This is a genomic window from Flavobacterium arsenatis, assembly GCF_031456785.1.
Lineage (GTDB): Bacteria > Bacteroidota > Bacteroidia > Flavobacteriales > Flavobacteriaceae > Flavobacterium > Flavobacterium arsenatis.
This window is the reverse complement of sequence record NZ_JAVDVI010000004.1, coordinates 196,568-216,797: the sequence shown is the minus strand read 5'-3', so window position 1 is coordinate 216,797 and position 20,230 is coordinate 196,568. Positions and strand designations below refer to the sequence as shown.

Annotated in this window: 15 protein-coding genes; 9 read left to right on the top strand and 6 right to left on the bottom strand. The window is 35.7% G+C overall.

What is annotated here, in order from left to right:
* Positions 1-141: 141 nt before the first annotated feature.
* Together J2X31_RS06315 and J2X31_RS06310 are read left to right on the top strand one after the other, a co-directional pair.
* Positions 142-1,083: a LamG-like jellyroll fold domain-containing protein gene (locus tag J2X31_RS06315; protein WP_310025342.1), complete on the top strand. Its 942-nt coding sequence runs from the start codon at positions 142-144 to the stop codon at positions 1,081-1,083.
* Between the two features lie 335 nt (positions 1,084-1,418).
* Positions 1,419-2,855 carry an MFS transporter gene (locus tag J2X31_RS06310; RefSeq protein WP_310025341.1) on the top strand — a complete coding sequence of 479 codons (1,437 nt, stop codon included), beginning with the start codon at positions 1,419-1,421 and terminating at the stop codon, positions 2,853-2,855.
* A gap of 65 nt (positions 2,856-2,920) precedes the next feature.
* Here the strand turns inward: J2X31_RS06310 and J2X31_RS06305 are convergent, their stop codons facing one another.
* Complete coding sequence (locus J2X31_RS06305; RefSeq protein ID WP_310025340.1) at positions 2,921-4,105, bottom strand: aspartyl protease family protein; 1,185 nt, start codon at positions 4,103-4,105, stop codon at positions 2,921-2,923.
* Between the two features lie 401 nt (positions 4,106-4,506).
* On the opposite strand from J2X31_RS06305, the gene J2X31_RS06300 reads away from it, so the two are divergent.
* Positions 4,507-5,280, top strand: a complete 774-nt coding sequence (locus J2X31_RS06300; RefSeq protein ID WP_310025338.1) for a helix-turn-helix domain-containing protein — start codon at positions 4,507-4,509, stop codon at positions 5,278-5,280.
* An 83-nt stretch (positions 5,281-5,363) separates the two neighbouring features.
* The gene (locus tag J2X31_RS06295; RefSeq protein WP_310025337.1) at positions 5,364-5,990 is read left to right on the top strand and encodes an NAD(P)-dependent oxidoreductase; all 627 of its coding nucleotides are present in this window, start codon (positions 5,364-5,366) and stop codon (positions 5,988-5,990) included.
* A gap of 64 nt (positions 5,991-6,054) precedes the next feature.
* Here the strand turns inward: J2X31_RS06295 and J2X31_RS18215 are convergent, their stop codons facing one another.
* Together J2X31_RS18215 and J2X31_RS06290 are read right to left on the bottom strand one after the other, a co-directional pair.
* The gene (locus tag J2X31_RS18215) at positions 6,055-6,252 is read right to left on the bottom strand and encodes a T9SS type A sorting domain-containing protein (protein WP_374725213.1); all 198 of its coding nucleotides are present in this window, start codon (positions 6,250-6,252) and stop codon (positions 6,055-6,057) included.
* 38 nt (positions 6,253-6,290) lie between these two features.
* Positions 6,291-8,339, bottom strand: coding sequence for a DUF349 domain-containing protein (locus J2X31_RS06290; RefSeq protein WP_310025335.1), 2,049 nt, complete (start codon positions 8,337-8,339; stop codon positions 6,291-6,293).
* 356 nt (positions 8,340-8,695) lie between these two features.
* On the opposite strand from J2X31_RS06290, the gene J2X31_RS06285 reads away from it, so the two are divergent.
* Positions 8,696-9,823 carry a cysteine desulfurase family protein gene (locus J2X31_RS06285; RefSeq protein WP_310025333.1) on the top strand — a complete coding sequence of 376 codons (1,128 nt, stop codon included), beginning with the start codon at positions 8,696-8,698 and terminating at the stop codon, positions 9,821-9,823.
* Positions 9,824-10,037: 214 nt separating this feature from the next.
* Here the strand turns inward: J2X31_RS06285 and clpB are convergent, their stop codons facing one another.
* Positions 10,038-12,626 (bottom strand): ATP-dependent chaperone ClpB, encoded by a 2,589-nt coding sequence (gene clpB / locus J2X31_RS06280; RefSeq protein ID WP_310025332.1) that lies wholly within the window; start codon positions 12,624-12,626, stop codon positions 10,038-10,040.
* A gap of 146 nt (positions 12,627-12,772) precedes the next feature.
* Between clpB and ytxJ the strand changes: the two genes are divergently transcribed.
* Positions 12,773-13,162, top strand: coding sequence for a bacillithiol system redox-active protein YtxJ (gene ytxJ / locus J2X31_RS06275; RefSeq protein WP_310025330.1), 390 nt, complete (start codon positions 12,773-12,775; stop codon positions 13,160-13,162).
* A gap of 110 nt (positions 13,163-13,272) precedes the next feature.
* On the opposite strand, the gene J2X31_RS06270 is transcribed toward ytxJ, so the two are convergent.
* Together J2X31_RS06270 and fahA are read right to left on the bottom strand one after the other, a co-directional pair.
* Positions 13,273-14,454 (bottom strand): hypothetical protein, encoded by a 1,182-nt coding sequence (locus J2X31_RS06270; RefSeq protein WP_310025328.1) that lies wholly within the window; start codon positions 14,452-14,454, stop codon positions 13,273-13,275.
* 207 nt (positions 14,455-14,661) lie between these two features.
* The gene (gene fahA / locus J2X31_RS06265) at positions 14,662-15,945 is read right to left on the bottom strand and encodes a fumarylacetoacetase (protein WP_310025326.1); all 1,284 of its coding nucleotides are present in this window, start codon (positions 15,943-15,945) and stop codon (positions 14,662-14,664) included.
* A gap of 110 nt (positions 15,946-16,055) precedes the next feature.
* Here fahA and glyA point away from each other — a divergent pair, with 110 nt between their 5' ends.
* The 3 genes from glyA to J2X31_RS06250 all read left to right on the top strand — a co-directional run bounded on the left by glyA (position 16,056) and on the right by J2X31_RS06250 (position 20,227).
* Complete coding sequence (glyA, locus tag J2X31_RS06260; RefSeq protein WP_310025324.1) at positions 16,056-17,330, top strand: serine hydroxymethyltransferase; 1,275 nt, start codon at positions 16,056-16,058, stop codon at positions 17,328-17,330.
* 153 nt (positions 17,331-17,483) lie between these two features.
* Positions 17,484-19,070: a helix-turn-helix domain-containing protein gene (locus J2X31_RS06255; protein ID WP_310025321.1), complete on the top strand. Its 1,587-nt coding sequence runs from the start codon at positions 17,484-17,486 to the stop codon at positions 19,068-19,070.
* 8 nt (positions 19,071-19,078) lie between these two features.
* Positions 19,079-20,227, top strand: a complete 1,149-nt coding sequence (locus J2X31_RS06250; RefSeq protein WP_310025318.1) for a tetratricopeptide repeat protein — start codon at positions 19,079-19,081, stop codon at positions 20,225-20,227.
* Positions 20,228-20,230 lie beyond the last annotated feature (3 nt).

The window sequence follows — 20,230 nt, the reverse complement described above, 5'->3', positions numbered from 1 at the left end:
CTTTCCAACTCCATTTCCAGGAATTAATCCTTTTTGTAGAAAACTTCACAAAATCAGGACAAAGTTGCGAAGATCATATTGCAAAGCAGAAACAGTTTGCCAAAGAATGGATATTACTTTAACTCAAACATTAAATATTTTATGAAAATAAACAATTCTTTAAGCTATTCGATAGCATTGTTCTTTGGTGGAATAATTTTTACATCTTGTGGTAGTGATGATAGTGCTGTTCCTCTGCCAACAATCGGGGGTTATAACGCTGCTGACGAAATAGCTGCTGAAGATTTAGTTGCTTACTGGCCTTTGAATGGCGATGGAATTGAGGTTGTTTCAAACACGGCACCAGATCAAACAGTTGCAACTTCTTTTACAGAAGGACCAAAAGGACAAGCGGCTGCTTTTGCATCGGGATATTTGAAATATCCTTCAATTCCTGCTTTGGCTGCCGTTACAGGTAGTTTGACAGTGAGCAGCTGGATTAAAATAACAAACCAAAAAGCAACCCCTGATTCCAATAGTATTATTTCGCCAATTTTCTCTCTGACAAATCCAAACGATATAATGGGCAATTTATCCATTTATGGAAATACGCACGGTTTGACGACAAGTGATTCTATCCAAATGAAAGCTGAATTCAATATTAAAAAGCTTGATGGAACAACCTTGAATGGTGAATCCATGAGCATCACCAAATTGGAACCATGGATGGTGGAGGAAAATGAAGCTGGAAAAAATCATACTGCCACACCAAACAAAACAGGAGGATTATGGACCCATATCGTTGTTGTTTATGATGCTTTTGAAGGAAGTACCAACGTGAGGATTTATGCAAATGGAGTGAAAATTTCAAATCCCGAAACAGAAAGATTACAAGATGGAGGTATGGATGCCTTGCTTCCATTTAACCAATTTACACCAACTTTTCCAGTAATTGGAGCTTTAAGAAGTGTCACAGAAGGCACCAACACCGAAACTTGGGATGCAGCTCTTCAGGGAAGTATTGATGAGGTTCGTGTTTACAAGAAAGCTTTGACCCAATCTGAACTGCAAGCTTTATATGAGTTAGAAAAAGCGGGAAGATAATTTTTCATTAAGTTGTCCAATCATTTCTAAATAGTAAATAGAAAGCTAAATACCAAAGTCACAAAAAAAAAATCGAGATTTATTGATTTTGCTGATTTTTCGGCTGTCGCAAACGATATATATTGGATTAAAAAGGACTAAAAAAGCCCAAAGAAAACGTTTTCGTTAATAACTTATTTAGAATTCGTTTGTAAGAGAATTTTATATAATTGATATTTATAAAATATTTATACCTAAAAATTGATTTATTCTAAATTTTTAGTGGAATATATTATTAAATGTGTTTTTTACATTTAATAGGATTTTAATTTAACCTTTTTAACCAAAAACAAAATATGAGTTCAGAAAATTCAAAAACAAATTGGGGACAGTTTATTCCTCTTGTAATCGTTTTCTTCTTTTGGGGATTTGTTGCCGCAAGTAACGATATTTTAATTCCTGTTTTTCAAAAAGCTTTTGATCTGTCTCAGGTAGAAAGCCAATTAGTTTCATTAGCTTTTTACATTGCCTACACTGTTGGTTCATTGATTTATTTGTTGATTTCCTACCTGACAAAAGGCGATTTAATAAATAGAATTGGCTACAAAAATTCATTGGCATTAGGGTTGGTAATTTCTGCATTGGGAACTTTATTGTTTTATCCTGCAGCAAACACAGGTTCTTTTCCTTTAATGTTATCCGGATTATTTATTGTTGCACTTGGATTTTCTTTACAGCAAACCGTTGCAAATCCTTTGGCAATTGCTCTTGGGCCAATTACAACCGGTTCACAGCGATTGACTTTGGCGGGTGGAATCAATAATTTTGGAACTACGATCGGACCGTTAATTGTGAGTTTTGCCATTTTCGGATCAACTTCTTCTGGAAATACGGAGATGAGCATTGAGAGTGTAAAAATTCCTTACTTGATTTTAGGAGTTGCCTTTTTATTGGTTGCTATTTTGCTTAAATTTTCATCGTTGCCGGATAAACCTGCTGCAATTGTAGAAACAGAAAATGAAGCCGGTTCGTCAAGAACATCGGCTATAAAATATCCACAATTGGTTTTAGGAATGATTGCCATTTTTGTTTATGTTGGTGTCGAAGTTTCTACGGCAAGTAATTTGCCAGCCTACATGGAGCAAAATTTAGGATTTTTAACGAAAGATGTTGCTCCATATATTTCTTTGTATTGGGCAAGTTTGATGATTGGCCGTTGGACTGGAGCCGTTGAAGCTTTTACAGACAATATGAGTACCCAAAAAATATTGCGTTTTCTAGCTCCATACCTAGCTTTTGGAATTTTCCTTGCGGTAAATGCTATTGCCAATCACGACTTGACGCCATTTTATGTTTATGCAATCATTATTTTGGTATTGATTTTTGCAGATATGGCCAGTAAAGGTAATCCAGCTAGAATGCTCTTGATATTTTCAGGATTAGGAATTGTAGCTTTGGTTGTCGGAATGGCTACTGACGGAATGACTAGCGTTTACGCTTTTATCAGTGTTGGTTTGTTTTGTAGTACGCTTTGGCCATGTATTTTTACCTTGGCAGTTAGCGGATTAGGGAAACATACAAGTCAAGGAAGTAGCTTCTTGATCATGATGATTATGGGTGGTGGATTCATAAGCTTGTTGCAAGGATATGTAGCCGATGTTACCACAATTCAATCCAGTTATATTGTTGGGGTGTTGTGTTTTGCTTATTTGGCTTTTTATGCATGGAAAGTAAGCGGAATTTTAAAGAAACAAGGTATCAACTTTGATAAGAAAATTTCTGGAGGACACTAATTTTTAAGGCTTTTTATATCTAAAAAAGGTCTGTACAAAATTCGTACAGACCTTTTTGTTTTAGATTACTCCAACAATATCGAACTAAAAATTTTCACATCCTGCTTTTGATTGTTTCTTATAAAAGTCAGTTCAATTTCTTTCTTGTTTCCAAGGACACTGTTTAGAGTGTAATGGCAGGCTTGTTCTTCAGTTAGTTCTGTAAATGGTGTTCCATCAATTTCAATAATTTCATCTCCCAACTGAAGACCAGATTTTTCTGCATTTGAGTTTTGAAAAAGTGTAGCAACTACAGGTTTATAGTTGATGTAACGGATTGCAAAACCAAAGCTTTCAATAATCCTACTTTTAATAGTATCCTGTTTTTGAAGATAAATGGTTTTGTTTTTCCAGTTGATGGTTGTCTTGTAGTTCCTTAAGAATCCATTTCCAATCAGTGAAGACGATGAATTTTCGAAAGTTATAAACTGGTCTTCTAATTCAAACGACCCAACCTTCATAAAAGGTACTTTTGCTACAATAACCGTGTCTTTTTTGCCAGCACCATACACGCCACTTGAAGGACTGCCATAATTTTTTATCTGTTTATAGTCTTTAACGGTGTTTTTAAAATGTAAATAGGGAAGACTTATGCTTCCATTTGCACCAGTATCAAACGTGAGAAGTTTTGATCTAACACTGTCAACTTGCACTTTTACCAATGGTGTTTTTTGGTCGCCCATTTCTATAAAATGCAATTTCGAAGATGCTTCCGGTTCTTTAAATCCAATAAAATTGTCAGTGATTGTAATGTTCTTGTTTTTATAATCAATTTCCCAAATGGCGTTTGACATTTGGTTGGATCCGATAATGCCATCAAGTTCCAGGCATTTTATTTCGAATGCTTCTTTTAGATTAATCACAACGGCACCAATATCATTAAAGTGGAGTTTGCCAATCTTGATTTCATCGATCAGGATGAATTCCTGTTTGCCATCATTTCCTTGTGAATCACCAACTAAAGATTTTTTTATTGTTTTTGATTTTAAAACAGCAGCCAGTTCTTGTGAAATAACGGTTGGTGCACCTGTATCAAGAAGAAAATTGTAGTGAACACCAGCAATTTGGACTTGTATGAGTGGCAAACCGTTATCAAAATTAAAAGGGATAGTTTCTGTAAAACCTTGCTGTTTTATGGTTCCAGTGGGAAGCAGGTTCTTACCACAGCTTACAAGAAAGACAAGGGAAAGGAGTAAAATAGATTTTCTCATTGGGTTGAATAGTTTTTTTACTAGTTGCGGAAGCTAATTTAACTATTTATCCATTTCTTTTATTTAATTTTAAGTAGAATATCAAGTTTTAAAAATTACAGAATTGTATAAAAAGGCATATTATTTCATCGAAGGCATAAAAAAAAAGCCCTCTGAAGATTCAGAAGGCTTTCCTTGATTAACAAAAACTATTTTCAATCTTTTCAGATTTAATAACAATTATAAAACAGCTAACTTCTAAAAGACCCCAGCTGAAATTTAAAAAAAAAAAAATTTTAAAATTTATTCAATACCTTTATTCATGTCATTAAAATCAACTTATTAGAAGTGTTTTATATTTTAAGACAATTGCTCAAATATTTTAGTATTAAATTAAGCACATAATAGAATAGGAATACAAAATGAACTTTCAAAGTATAGAACCCCATCCATCCATTTCGCTTTTTGTGAAAAATATTTTGATCTTTGAAAGTGCAGATAAAAATATTCAAACCAGTCTTCCTTTTTTTGCAGATGGCTATCCTGGCTTGATGTTTAATAAGACTGACAATGGATTGATTGTTAATCCGCATCAAAAGATGATGCCTATTTTGTTTTTATACGGACAAACGGTTAAACCTATTGAACTAGAAATTTCGGGAGCTTATGAGATTATTATCTTTCAATTGTATCCGTTTGTATTGAAAAGTTTCTTCAATATATTACCTCAAACCATTACTGATAATTGCTATGATTTGCAAGGTGTTAAAGAGTTTGAGATTAGTGTTCTTACAGATAGAATGCTTCTTTATAAGGATGTTGCAGAAAAAGTTGAAGGAATTACTTCACTGCTCTACCAATTTTTTGAAGTAAAAAAACAAAATATCGATTTAAAGATTAAGCAGGTGATAGAGAGGATTATTGCTTCAAAAGGTCAGGAAAATATCCTGTTTATTGCTGATGAACTTCGAATCAACAGCCGAACATTAGAACGTAGATTTTTAAATGAAGTTGGACTTTCTCCTAAGCAGTTTGCGAAAATTATCCAGTTTCAATCTTCATTGCAACAACTAGCGGTTAAGGATTTTACAAAGCTTACCGATATCGTTTATGAAAATGGTTTTTCTGACCAATCACATTTTATAAAAGTCTTTAAGGCTTTTACGGGAAAAACTCCAAAAACATTCACTATTTAATAAATTCACAAAGTGTCGTTTTTTTCCTATTTTCTCCTTTCCATCTTTTTCAACTTTGCTGTATAACTTTAAATATTTATACAATGAAAATAATTGTGTTTGGAGCTACGGGAAGCGTAGGCAAAGAAATTGTAAAACAAGCTTTAGTAAATGGATATCAAGTTAAAGCTTTTGTCCGAGATCCCAAAAAAATAGCTCATTTGAGTCATCCTAATTTAAATGTTTTTGAGGGAGATGTTCTTAACCCAAAAAATGTTGAAGCAGCAATGCAAAATCAAGAGGTAGTTTTATGTGCTATTGGCGACGGTAGAGCAGGAAAGGTGAGGGCCGAGGGAACAAAGAATATTATTAATGCGGCGAATAAATTGGGTATCAAAAGACTAGTTTGCCAAACAACACTTGGTTTAGGTTCCAGCCAAGGTAATCTCAATTTTGTGTGGAAATATATTATGTTTGGTTTCTTCCTCAAAAAAGCATTTAAAGATCATCAATTGCAGGAAGATCATCTGTTTAATTGTAGTTTGAATTATACCATTGTTCGGCCGAGTGCTCTTACTGATGGAACGATTACAAACAATTATAAAATTGGTTTTGATGGAAAATATAACGACCTAACGTTAAAAATATCAAGAGAAGATGTAGCCAGTTTTATGTTAGAACAAATTGACAAGACTGACTATTTGAAAAAGGCAGTTAGTATTTCTAATTAGATTTAATCATAAAAAAGCCTCCGAAAATTTCTTTCGAGGGCTTTAATAACTTTATTTAAAAGTTTTATTCTTTGATAACTTTGATTGTTTTTGTCTGGTTATCTGAAGTTGCCTTCACAAGATAGCTTCCTGTAGCCAAGCTTGACATATCAACTTGGGTTGGACTGGAATTGATTGTATTTTCAAATACTTTCTGTCCTAATATATTATATGCCGAAGTATGTGATTTTCTGTTTTGCTCAAAAAAAAAGCCTGCAAAAATTAATTTGCAGGCTTACTATTTTTAGAAATAAATAAAAACTATTCCTTGATCTCTCTCAACTGTTTCAACTTCTCTTTCCAAGTTTCCAAACTTTCTTTATGTTTTGCAATGTTCTTACGAACTTCTAAAACAATAGAATTTTCTTTCTTCGCATTCTTGGTATTCGTGAAAAACTGAATGTTGTTCTCCAATTGAAAAATCTCTTGTTGCACTTCATCAATCTTTCTCATAATGAAGATTTTCTCATTTTCCAGTTTTCTTGAATCATCAGAACCTGAAAGTTGCTCCACTCTATTCGAGAAACGCATCATATCGGTATCTTTTTTGCTCAAGCTTAATTTTTCAAACAAAACATCCAATACCTTATTGAATTTTCCTTCAATGTGTCTTCTCGTTTGTGGCACTCGTCCAAAACCTTTCCAAGTTTCGATGTGAGCTTTTATGGCATCGAGGTCGGTTTTATGATCTCCGGTTAATTCAAACGTTCTCAAAACTTCCAAGTATTCTTTTTTCTTATCAAATGCTTCAACTTCTTCCTCGTTTACTTCATTTTTCTGAGCTTTCAATTTTTCAAAATAATGGTTGCAAGCATCTTTAAATTCTTTCCAGATTTTATCAGAATATTTTCTAGGAACGTGGCCAATCGTTTTCCACTCTTCCTGAATTTGCTTCATTATTGGCGTTGTAGCACTAAAATCTTCACTTTCCTGCAAAGCGATCGCTTTCGCCAACAAGGCATTCTTCTTGTTCAAGTTGTCCTGTTGGTCTTTCTTGATGTCCTTGTAGAATGAGTTTTTCAACACGTTAAAATCACGAACAGCATCCTTGAAAGCCGACCAAGTTTCCTCGTTTACATCAGCAGGAACTTTCCCTGCATTGAAGAATTCGCTTCTTAAAGCTTCTACTTTTTCCACCTGACCTTGCCATAAAGCATGAGCATTCACTTTCTCTTGGGCCAACATCTGGATTTGGGCAATGATTTCTTTTTTCTTTGCCAAATTCTCCGTTTCCTTTCCTCTTTGTGCTTCAAACAAAACTTCTCGTTTGTCGTGCATTTGTTTGGTCAATGCCGAAAATCTGTTCCAGATTTCCTCACGGTGTTCTCTCGAAACCGGTCCTATATCTTCCTTCCAAATCTTATGCAGATCTTGCAATTCTCTAAACGCCTTGTTGATATCGGCTTCCTCAACCAATTCCTCAACACGGGCGATGATTTTCGTCTTCAACTCCAAGTTGTGCTTGAAATCAATATCACGAGCTTCACGGTCTAAATGCAGGTAATCATAGAAATTCTCCACATGGAAATGATAATTGTTCCAAACGTGGTTGTATTTGTCTTTAGGAATCGGACCCGCATTTTTCCAACGGTCTCTCAATTCATTAAAGTGCTTCAACGTATCTTTTATGTTTTCTTGCGGATTGATCAAGTTTTTCAACTCCTCTACAATCGCCAAACGCGTTTCAAGATTGCCTTGCAAATCATTCTGCAATTTCTTGAAATGTATATTTCTCTTGTCTCTAAATTGATTGTATAAGGCATCAAATTTAGATTTCAAAGGCAAATGATAGTGGAATTCCTCCAAAGTATCTGGATTTTCAGCATCAAATTCCTGTTTCTTTTCCTCTATAAAATGGTTGTATTTAGAAAGGAATTCTTTTTTAATTTCCTCAATATGGTCTTTAACCGACATTACTTTCTCAACCGCAACCAGTTTTTCCAGTTCGTCTACAAGGGTTTCCATCGAAAGCGACTCATATTCCAACATCGGGATTTCATGCCTTCCAGCCAAAGTTTCATCTTCACTTTCCTCGGCATTTGAGTTGGAAATAGCATCAACTGCCTCATTTCCAGAAGCTATTGGTTCTTCAACAACAATTGTGTCGTCAGCTACTTCTTCATCCGAAAGTGCCACTTCGTTCAAAGCTTCAGCTTCAGGAGCTGTTTCTTCAGAAACAATTTCTTGTTCTGCTTCAACAGTTTCATTTGAAGTTTCAACTGCTTCATTTTCTGTTTGTTCCACCTCTTGCGAAACCGTTTCTAACTTTCCATCTGCATCCTGCAGGTTATCATTCTTTTCTTCTAACATTTTCTAAAATGTGTAAGGTTCATAAATTTTGAGGGGTGTAAGGTACTAAAGGCTGATGAAAATTCAAAGAAAAAGCCTCATTTATACCAAAAATTATGTTAAGATTTTTTCTGTTCAATTTTTTGGAGCGAAGCTTTAAGGCATTTTGGAAACCATATTCCTGCCTTCCTTCCTCTTGTCGAAAAGACGAGATCCCTCCAGTCAGGGCTAGAATAAAAACTTCGGACATTTTTTAATCCATTTTTCCCTCCATGTCCTATAAGATTTGAGGATTTAATTCCCAATTTTTAATTTTTAATTCGAACTTAACAATTCATAAGAAAATACAAAACCAAAAAAAACATAAATTTGCAACCATGAAAAAAGTATATCTAGACAACGCCGCCACCACTCAAATCCGACCAGAAGTCATCAACGAAATGGTCAAAGTTATGACAGAGGATTACGGAAATCCATCCTCGACCCACAGTTTTGGTCGAAGTTCAAAAAGTATATTGGAACTTTCCCGAAAAACAATCGCAAAGACGCTTAATGCAACTTCCCAAGAAATTATTTTCACATCAGGAGCCACCGAAGCCAACAACTGGATTCTAAAAAGTGCCGTCGAAGATTTAAAAGTACAAAGAATAATCACCTCAAAAATTGAGCATCACGCCGTTTTGCATGCAGTTCAAGTTCTAGAATCAAAGCACCCCATAAATGTAGATTACGTAAAAATAAAGCCCAACGGAAGCATAGACATCAATCATTTGGTAGAATTGCTTTCGGAAAACATCCCAACTCTTGTTTCCCTGATGCATGTCAACAACGAAATCGGAACAGTTTTAGATTTGGAAGAAATCGGGAAAATCTGCAAACAATACCAAGCCTATTTTCATTCAGACACCGTGCAATCCATCGGGAAAATCACTTTCGATTTGCAACAAATTCCAGTAGATTTTCTAGTGGCAAGTGCCCATAAATTCCACGGACCAAAAGGTGCAGGTTTTGCATTCATTAGAAAAGGACTTCTTCTGAATCCGCTATTTTTTGGAGGCGAACAAGAAAAAGGGCTTCGTCCTGGAACCGAATCGGTTCACAATATCGTTGGAATGACAAAAGCATTGGAGCTATCCTATTTATTATTAGAAGAAGAAAAAAATCATATTTCAAATCTAAAAAAATATACCATCAATCAATTGAATAGTAGTTTTGAAGGTATAAAAATCAACGGAAATCAAGACGAAACCTTTTATAATATTTTGAATGTTTGCTTGCCGTTTTCGGAAGCTAAAACCTCTATGATTTTGTTTAATTTGGATATGAAAGGAATTGCGGTTTCTCGTGGAAGTGCTTGCCAATCAGGAAGTTTGAAACCTTCTCACGTTTTAGCCGAAATTCTAAACGAAGATGATATTAAAAAACCATCCTTGCGAATTTCCTTCAGCCATTTCAATACAACCGAAGATATTGATGCTTTAATTGAAGTACTGAAAGGAATTTAATTCAATTCAAGTTCTTTATTTAGCTACAGATTCACTGAATTGTTATAAAAAGTAATGATTTATAATTTGAGTGATTTGCTATAATAACTATTGAAAACAATTAATGGTTTTTATAATCTGTGAATCTGTGGCAAAGTGAGCCTATAAATATTAAAAAAAAACCGAAGACTTTCATCTTCGGTTCAAACTAAAAACCAACCATCAAAACTTATTTTTACTGGTTCCTGAAAACCAATTTTCCATCAAATGCATCAATCAAAATAATACTGTCTGTTTTGATGCTTCCGCTTAATATCTCTTTCGATAATTGATTCAAGACCTCCCTTTGGATTACACGTTTTACTGGTCGTGCACCAAATTGCGAGTCATACCCTTTATCCGCCAAATAATCTATAGCTTCTGGAGTGGCATCCATCGTGATGCCTTGTTGCAACAGCATTTTGCTCACCGATTTCAACTGCAAACCAACAATCTGACGGATATTATCGGTAGAAAGTGGCGTGAACATTACAATTTCATCAATACGATTGATAAATTCAGGACGAACGGTTTGTTTCAATAATCCCAGAACTTCAGTTTTTGCAGCTTCCGTTGCGGCTTCAATTCCTCCCTTGAGATTTTCAAATTTCTCCTGAATGATCTGACTTCCCATATTTGAAGTCATGATGATAATCGTGTTCTTGAAATCAGCCAATCGACCTTTGTTGTCCGTCAATCTTCCTTCGTCTAGAACTTGCAACAGGATATTAAACGTATCCGGATGTGCTTTTTCAATTTCATCCAATAAAATCACCGAATAGGGTTTTCTTCTCACGGCTTCGGTCAATTGTCCGCCTTCGTCATAACCTACGTATCCAGGAGGAGCACCAACCAAACGGCTTACGCTATGTCGTTCTTGGTATTCACTCATGTCAATTCGGGTCATAGCGTTTTCATCGTCAAACAGATATTCAGCAAGGGCCTTCGCCAATTCGGTCTTTCCAACTCCAGTAGTTCCAAGGAAAAGAAACGTTCCGACAGGTTTTTTCATGTCCTGCAAACCAGCACGGCTTCTTCTCACGGCATCACTGATTGCTTGAATGGCTTCTTCCTGGCCCACAACACGATGGTGCAATTCATCTTCCAATTTCAACAATTTTTCCCTTTCACCTTGAAGCATTTTCATTACCGGAATTCCTGTCCATTTGGCTACAACTTCGGCAATATCTTCGCGGGTTACTTCTTCTTTTATAAGAGAATTTCCGCTTTGGTTCTCCAGCAATTGCTTTTGAAATGCATCCAGTTTTTCCTGGGCTTCCTTAATTTTTCCATAACGGATTTCGGCTACCTTTCCATAATCGCCATCACGTTCGGCACGTTCGGCTTCAAATTTTAGGTTTTCAATGTCCGTTTTAATGGTTTGGATGTTATCTACAACATCTTTTTCGGATTTCCATTTGGCGTAGATTTCATTTCGGTCTTCCTTCATATTCGCCAAATCAATCCCGAGAATTTTCAGTTTGCTTTCGTCATTTTCTCTTTTGATGGCTTCAATTTCAATTTCCAACTGCATTATTTTTCTATCCAAGACATCTAATTCTTCTGGCTTAGAATTGATTTCCATTCTTAATTTCGAAGCGGCTTCGTCCATCAAATCGATGGCTTTGTCTGGAAGAAATCGGCTAGTGATGTAGCGTTGCGACAATTCAACAGCGGCAATAATTGCATCATCTTTGATTCGCACTTTATGATGCGTCTCATATTTTTCCTTGATTCCACGAAGAATTGAAATGGCACTTTCAGTATCGGGTTCATCCACAATTACCTTTTGAAAACGTCTTTCAAGTGCTTTATCTTTTTCGAAATATTTTTGGTATTCGTCAAGCGTTGTGGCTCCAATTGCTCGAAGTTCTCCACGAGCCAAAGCCGGTTTAAGAATGTTTGCAGCATCCATTGCTCCTTCGCCACCACCAGCACCAACAAGCGTGTGGATTTCATCAATAAACAAAACGATATCGCCTTCGGCAGAAGTTACTTCTTTTACGACAGATTTTAAACGTTCCTCAAATTCTCCTTTGTATTTTGCACCAGCAATCAAGGCTCCCATATCCAAAGAATAAACAATTTTATCCTTCAAATTATCAGGAACATCACCATCTACAATTCTATGGGCCAAACCTTCGGCAATTGCGGTTTTTCCAACTCCAGGTTCACCAACCAACATTGGATTGTTTTTGGTTCTTCGGGTTAGGATTTGCAAAACACGACGAATTTCCTCATCTCGACCAATTACAGGGTCTAGTTTTCCGTTTCGGGCAAGTTCGTTCAGGTTTTTGGCATATTTGTTCAAGGAATTATAATTTTCCTCAGCCGATTTAGAGGTTACTCTTTCGCCTTTTCGCAGTTCTTCAATGGCTGATTTTAGGCCTTTTTCGGTAACACCTTGGTCTTTTAAAACTTGTGCAATTTTGCTTCGTGAACCGAAAACAGCAAGAATGAGATGTTCAATCGAAACAAATTCATCATTCATTTTCTTGGCGATTATTTCGGCTTCGTTCAAGGCTGAATTTGCATCACGCGAAAGCGTAAGGGTTCCACCCGAAACTTTTGGAAAACCCTGAATGATACTGTCCAAGATTTGTTGGAACAATTCGACATTAACATTGAGTTTCTTCAATAAATAAGGAGCGACATTTTCGTCGACCTCAAAGATGGCTTTCAGCAAATGTTCGTTTTCAATTTGCTGTTGGCCGAAGCTTTGGGCAAGCAATTGGGCTTGCTGTAAGGCTTCCTGTGATTTGATTGTGAAATTATTTAGGTTCATATTTTTATTTTAAGTTTAACAGTTTACAGATTTGGTTTCTCTAAATTTGATAAAGGGATTTCAAAACACATTCCAATAAGTAAAAACCGACAAAATGTCTGCAAACATAGGATTGTGTAAGACAAAATGTCCTAAAATAAGACAAAATGAGTCTATTTAATATCTTCGGCAATGATTCCAATAAAGATTCGGCTTCATCAAAAATGGATTGGAATACTTTAAATGATGTGAAACAATTGAATCAAATAGTGGAAGAATCAGCTGAAAATCCCGTATTGATTTTCAAACACAGTACAAGATGCAGTATCAGTAGATTCGCATTGAAGCAATTTGAGAATGAATTTGATTTGGTAGGAAAAGTAAAACCTTATTTTTTAGATTTATTAAATTATCGTGAGATTTCGAATGAAATTGCTCAACGATTTGGAGTCCAGCATCAATCGCCTCAAATAATTGTAATAAAAAATGGAGTTGCTGTTTATGATACTTCGCATGATAGTATTGAAGCTTCTGCTTTAAAAAGATTTGTTGTATAATATTTTTGCCACAGATTAAAAGATTAAGAGGATTTTAAAATCTGTTTAAATCTGTGAAATCTGTGGCAAAACAAAAAATCCGAAGCCATAAACTTCGGATTTCTCATTTATCATCTGAACTTATTCTTGACGATGATATTTTTCAACTTCGCCTTCAAATCTTCGCCTGTATCATAAACCATCTGTTCGTTAGAAGGAAAAGGAACAGGTCTGTTTCTAAAATAAGGTTGGTATTCTTTCTCAATTGCCCTTAAATCGCCCCTGTATTTTGCGTAGATATTCTCAAAAACAAATTCGCTCGAAATCGGGAACGTTTGAATAAGTTGATTCGTTCTTAAATCTAAATAATCCACTTTTGCTACAACTTGAGCCGTCTTGAATTGGCGGAATTCATTGATTTTTATTCTTACGATTTTGATGTTATCTACCATAACATCTTTCCCAAGGCTGTCTTTTACGACTCTTCCTCTTGCATCCAGAAGTTTCTTTTTGCCATCTACAATCTCTTTTTCATTCACGAACTCCTTTTCCTTGATTTGTTCTGGCGAAATATTAATCTGACGGAAATTTACCAGCATTGCATAATCATAAACAATGTTTTTCTGTTTTGTACTGTGATAAGCCGTCCATTTATCATTCAAACCATAGGTACTGAAATCCAAAAGAGCGGTTTGCAAATCAGTCGGGATGATGATCTTGGTTTCGTTTTTTGTATAAACATGCACAAAATCAGTTCCTTTGAATTTTGCATCTTCAATCAAATTTCGGACATCCTTGTAATTAGGCGTCAACTGGTCCAGATACACCAAATCGTCATAAGCACGACGGTAATTTACTTTGTCTTTAGTACCCAAAAGACCTTTTGCATTGTCATACAAATGTCGGGACAAGGCGTTTTTACTGTCGATAATCTGGTCGGCATAATCATCAAAAGGGAAATTTGCATTTCGGCCTTCCTTTAAAAGTTTCAACGGAAGTAGCGGACGGATTTTTTCCTGACGGTTGTTCAATTGGACATACGTATTGAACACCTGCTCAAAATTTCTCGGATTTGCATCTTTAACCAACATCGTGATGTTTCTCAAATCACGGTCCTTTGCCTTTGCAAAAGCTTCTTCCAGCAAATAAACATAATCCTGTTTGCCTTTTTTGTCCTTGTTATTTCGCAAACCTGAAACCGCTTTGTCAATTGCAGCATCATAATCTCCAGAACTAACATAATTCTGGGTTTGTTTCACACCACAACCAGCAAAGATTGATAGCAAAAATAAGAGTAGGGTAGTTTTTTTCATTTTTGGTAAATTTTAGCAAATATAATTTTTTTAAGGAGCTATTTCCGGCTATCCGTTTCAATCTTTTATTTTTTTAAAGAAAAAAAATAAAAGGATTTCCACTTTTATCCGGGCTAGGGCTTTCGGGAGCGAATTCAACAATAGTGCCATAAAAAAAGCCTGACCGTTTTTTCAACAATCAGGCTTGATTTATATTTAAAATAAAAATTATTTTCGTGTAAAAGGAGGAAGCAATTTACTGCAAACTTCACCAAAACCAATTCTTACATCAGAGTTTTGGCAATAGCCTTTCATCCTAACAGAATCACCATCATTGATGAATTTACGTTCGGTTCCGTCTTTCATTTTTATTGGATTTTTTCCACCCCAAGTCAATTCAAGCATCGAACCAAAACTATCAGGAGTTGGTCCAGAAATGGTTCCAGAGCCCATCATGTCACCAGAATTTACGCGACATCCGTTAGAAGTATGGTGTGCCAATTGTTGGCTCATTGACCAATACATATACTTGAAATTTGATTTACTCACAATGGTTTCTTGTCCATTTTCCGGCTCAATTGAAACTTCTAAATGAATATCAAATGCATTTTTTCCTTTTTGTTGCAAATAGGGAAGTGGCGTTGGGTCTTGCTTCGGCCCTTTCACTCTAAACGGTTCCAAGGCATCCATCGTTACAATCCAAGGCGAAATCGATGAGGCGAAATTCTTAGCCAAAAATGGTCCAAGTGGTACATATTCCCATTTTTGGATGTCTCTTGCACTCCAGTCGTTCAATAAAACCATACCGAAAATATAATCTTCGGCTTCGTGAACCGGAATATTTTCGCCCATAACGTTTGCATCTGTCGTAATGAAAGCCGTTTCCAATTCAAAATCAATCAATCTTGAAGGTCCAAAAACAGGAGTGGTTTCGCCATTTGGCAAAGTTTGTCCCATTGGTCGGTGAACCGGAATTCCAGAGGGAACTATCGAAGAACTTCTTCCGTGATATCCAACTGGAATATGCAACCAGTTTGGCAACAAGGCATTCTCTGGATCGCGGAACATTTTTCCAACGTTTGTAGCGTGTTCCTTACTTGAGTAAAAATCAGTGTAATCACCAATTAGGACAGGCAATTGCATTTCTACTTCTTCTATTTTAAAAACAATAATGTCTCTATGATTTTGGTTGTCCCTCAAGTCAGGATTTTCTGCATCAAAAAGTTCTGCAATTCGGTTTCTCACCAATCGCCACGTTTTTTTTCCGTCAGAAATAAAGTCGTTCAGCGTGTCTTGCATAAACATATCATCCGTCAAATCGATTCCGTCGAAATAATTGAGTTGCTGTAAAGCTCCTAAATCAATGGCATTGTCGCCAATTCGCGTACCAATTGTAATGACATCATCTTTGGTTAGAAAAACACCGAAAGGAATATTTTGAATAGGGAAATCGCTGTCAGTTGGTACTTCCAGCCAAGATTTTCTATTGGGATTATTTGCTGTAATGGGCATTTTGTATGTTAGTTAGTTTGTTGAAAATTGAGTTATCAAATATATAATTATATGTCAATTTAACAAACGCTTTTCGTATTTTTGCGAAGTTTTTAACGAAATATTATCAAATGCAACACGACAAACAAATTTTCGACCTTATTCTTGAAGAACAAGACAGACAGATACACGGATTGGAGCTAATTGCTTCAGAGAATTTTGTAAGCGATCAGGTTATGGAAGCTGCAGGTTCTTGCCTAACAAACAAATATGCCGAAGGTTATCCAGGCAAAAGATACTACGGAGGTTGCGAAGTGGTAGATGTTGTAGAGCAGATTGCCATCGACAGAGCAAAAGAATTGTTTGGAGCCGAATATGCAAACGTTCAACCACATTCAGGTTCTCAAGCCAATACTGCTGTTTATGCAGCATGTTTGAAACCTGGCGATAAGATTTTAGGTTTTGATTTATCACACGGTGGACACTTGACACACGGTTCTCCAGTGAATTTTTCAGGAAAACTATATACTCCGGTTTTTTACGGAGTTGAAAAAGAAACAGGACAATTCGATTATGATAAAATCCAAGAAATTGCAACCAAGGAACAGCCAAAAATGATCATTGCTGGAGCATCAGCTTATTGCCGTGATATGGATTTTGAGCGTTTCCGTAAAATTGCCGATAGTGTTGGAGCCCTTTTATTGGCTGATATTTCGCATCCAGCAGGTTTGATTGCAAAAGGATTGATGAACGATCCAATTCCGCATTGTCATATCGTTACAACGACCACTCACAAGACTTTGAGAGGACCAAGGGGCGGAATGATCTTGATGGGGAAAGATTTTGAAAATCCGTGGGGATTGACTACTCCAAAAGGTGAAATCAGAATGATGTCTTCTTTATTGGATTTATCTGTTTTTCCTGGAAACCAAGGTGGTCCTTTGATGCACATCATTGCTGCTAAAGCAGTTGCTTTTGGTGAAGCTTTGAAAGATGAATTTTTCACGTATTCACTTCAAGTGCAAAAAAATGCAAAGGCAATGGCAGAAGCTTTCGTGAAAAGAGGGTACGACCTTATTTCTGGAGGAACGGACAACCACATGATGCTTATCGATCTGAGAAATAAAAACATTACAGGTAAGGAAGCTGAAAACGCATTGGTGAAGGCTGAAATTACAGTAAACAAAAACATGGTTCCTTTTGATGACAAATCACCGTTTGTAACTTCTGGAATCCGTATTGGAACTCCAGCAATTACAACACGTGGTTTGGTAGAATCGGATATGGAAACGATTGTAGATATGATTGATAGGGTTTTAATGAATCATACAAACGAAGAAATTATTGAGCAAGTTGCTGATGAAGTGAATGAAATGATGGGAGAGCGAGCGATTTTTGTTTTCTAACAAGCATCTTTATAAAGTTCAGAAACCCATACAGTTGTATGGGTTTTTTTATGCAAAAAAAGCATCCATTCTCAATAAAATCAAGCTATCGTTTAGATAAACAATCAAAAACGATATATTTGTATTCTGTCTCATAAACATCAGAATAATTAAATGAAAATACGATCCTGTATTTTTGATTTTCGATTTGTTTTAGCTGCTTTACTTTTTTGTATTTGCGGAACGGTTTCTATTGCCCAATCTTTTCCGCAAAATGAAGAATTGTTGGAAAAGGCAAATCAGCTGGTTTATTCAAATCCAGATGAAGCATTGAAAATAGCGGAACATCTCTTGAAAATAAGTGCTATTGGTACCGAAAAAGCGTCTTTGCATTTACTGGTTGCAGAAAGTTATGTGGTGAAAGGAAATTACAACAACGCCATCACGTCGGTTTTTGAAGCTGGAAAACATTTTGAAACCATTGATCATACCTTGCAAATAAAGATTTTGCTTTTAAAATCGGCACTTTTGAGGGATTTGTATCTCGATTCTCAATCGGAAAAATATGGGCTTGATGCTGAAAAACTTACTCAAAAATTAAGTTCTAAAAACAATAAAGCGTTTAAAGCAAATTTTATTTTGAATAAAGTTGAAATGCATCTCGAAAGACGAAGAAGCCATAAAGCACAAGACTTGCTTCAAAAAAATGAGATGTTGTTTAAAGATTTTTCATTTGAAAATCCAGAAATCAACCAAAATCACATTATTGTAAAGGCACGGATTTTCAGTAGTCTTTCGGAACTTGACTCGGCAACCATTTACTTTAACCGAGCAATTCAATTTTCGCAAAACAGGAAATATCCAAATGTTTTTGAGAAAGCCATTGTTTATAATGAATTAGGCAGATTGTATTTTCAGAAAAAAGAGCATCAGGAATCGATTGTACTTCTTTTGAAAGCATTGGAAGAAGCAAAAAAAATTAGCAATACGCCTTTATTAAAATCAATCAACAGGCAATTGGCGGTCAATTATTTAGCATTGAACAACAAGGTCAATTATCAATTGTACAGCAATGAATTTTTGAGGCTAAACAATACACTGGAACAAGCCGAACAAGAATCGGTGAACAATGCCTTCAATTTGATTAGCCAGGAACAAGAACTTTATTTTGAGGATGAAAAAAAGGAGCATTCCGTTTATTTTTATGTAGTATTGGCAAGTTCCATTATTATCATTTTAATTTGCTTGTTGCTTTGGATCAAAGTAAGATGGAAGAAAAAACGCTTGAAGGAAATCATCAACTATTTGGAAATAAGTAGAAATATTTTTGCCAAAACAACTCCCGAAATAAAAGAACCCAACAAGAAAATTAGTATTCCGCTTGAAACCGAGCAGGCTATTCTGGCCAAGCTGAAACGATTTGAAGCTTCAACAAAATTCACCAGCAACGAGATGTCCTTGGCAGTGTTGGCGGGACAATTTGATACGAATACGAAATACCTTTCGGAAATAATCAACAAACATTATCAGGATAATTTTAATACCTATATCAACAAGCTTCGTATCAATTTTATCATCCAAAAGCTAAAGACGGATCCCAATTATATGCATTATAAGATCAGTTATTTGGCTGAAAAGAGTGGCTTTTCATCACACAGTAGTTTTGCCACTGTTTTTAAATCGATAACAGGAATTGCACCTGTGACTTTCATTGAGCTTTTGAAGGAGGAAACAGCACAAAACGATAAGGAAACAGTATGAGGTGTAAGTTGCTAAATACAATCTTATTTTTTATAATTGTTGCAAATTTTTGCTTCATTAGCCCTACTTATGCCCAAGGCCAAGCGAAACTCGACAGTCTGATTCGAGCAAGTACCTTGAAAATTTATGAAAATCCAGACAAGGCAATTGCAATAGGCAAATCGATTGCAGCGGATCCAAAAAACGATACCAAGACTAAAATCAGAGGATTGATGCTGGTTTCCGACGGATATTCCTCAAAAAGAGATTATCAGAAATCACTAAAATACGTCCTGAAAGCCAACCAGCTTTTGAGTCAGCTGAATGATGATTTATTGAAAATAAGGATACTGTATAAATTGGCGGCCCAATACCAACAATTGAAGATTTACGACAAGGCGATTGCTTTTCTGGACGAGTCGGAGGCATTGAGCCTGGCCTACCCGGTAAGGGATTCGGTTCAATTTCTTTTGGGAAACAACTATGTGATCCGGGGATTCATTTACAAAGAGCAACTGAATTGCGACATTGCCATCAACTTTTTTGAAAAGGGAATCAAGGAATATGCTGGAATTGAAGGTTCGCTTATAAACGCTAATTTAAGTATAACTCATTACAATATAGGTAATTGCTATATTTTGATGGCAAATAATGAAGCTGCTAAAAACAGTTTTACAAAATCTATTGCAATTGCAAATCAAATCAATGCAAAGAGCCTTGAAGGTTTTTCGTTGAAAGGTTTGGCAGAAGTTTATACGTTGGAAGGAAAATACAACGAAGCAATCAAGGTTTTGGAAGAGGCTTTGGTGCTTTCCAAAAGTGTTGGCGATTTGATTTTAAATCAAGGAATTTATAAAGGATTATCCGAAAATTATCTGGCCATAAATGAATGGGAAAAATATCGAATCTATCATTTGGATTTTCTGAAAACGCAGTTGGAAGTCAAGGAATCCGAACGTAAATCCATCAGTGATTCACTCGATAAAACCATGGCGGTTCAAAATGCAAAATTGCAAGAAGTTATTCCAAATTACAATTACGGAATTTTAACATCGATTTTAATAACTATTACGGTTGTTATTATTTTTATTTTTTACTACAAGAAAACGCAAAAATCAAACCTTAAACTCCAAGATTTGATTGATGATTTGCAAAAAACAAAGCGAAATTTAATTTAATTT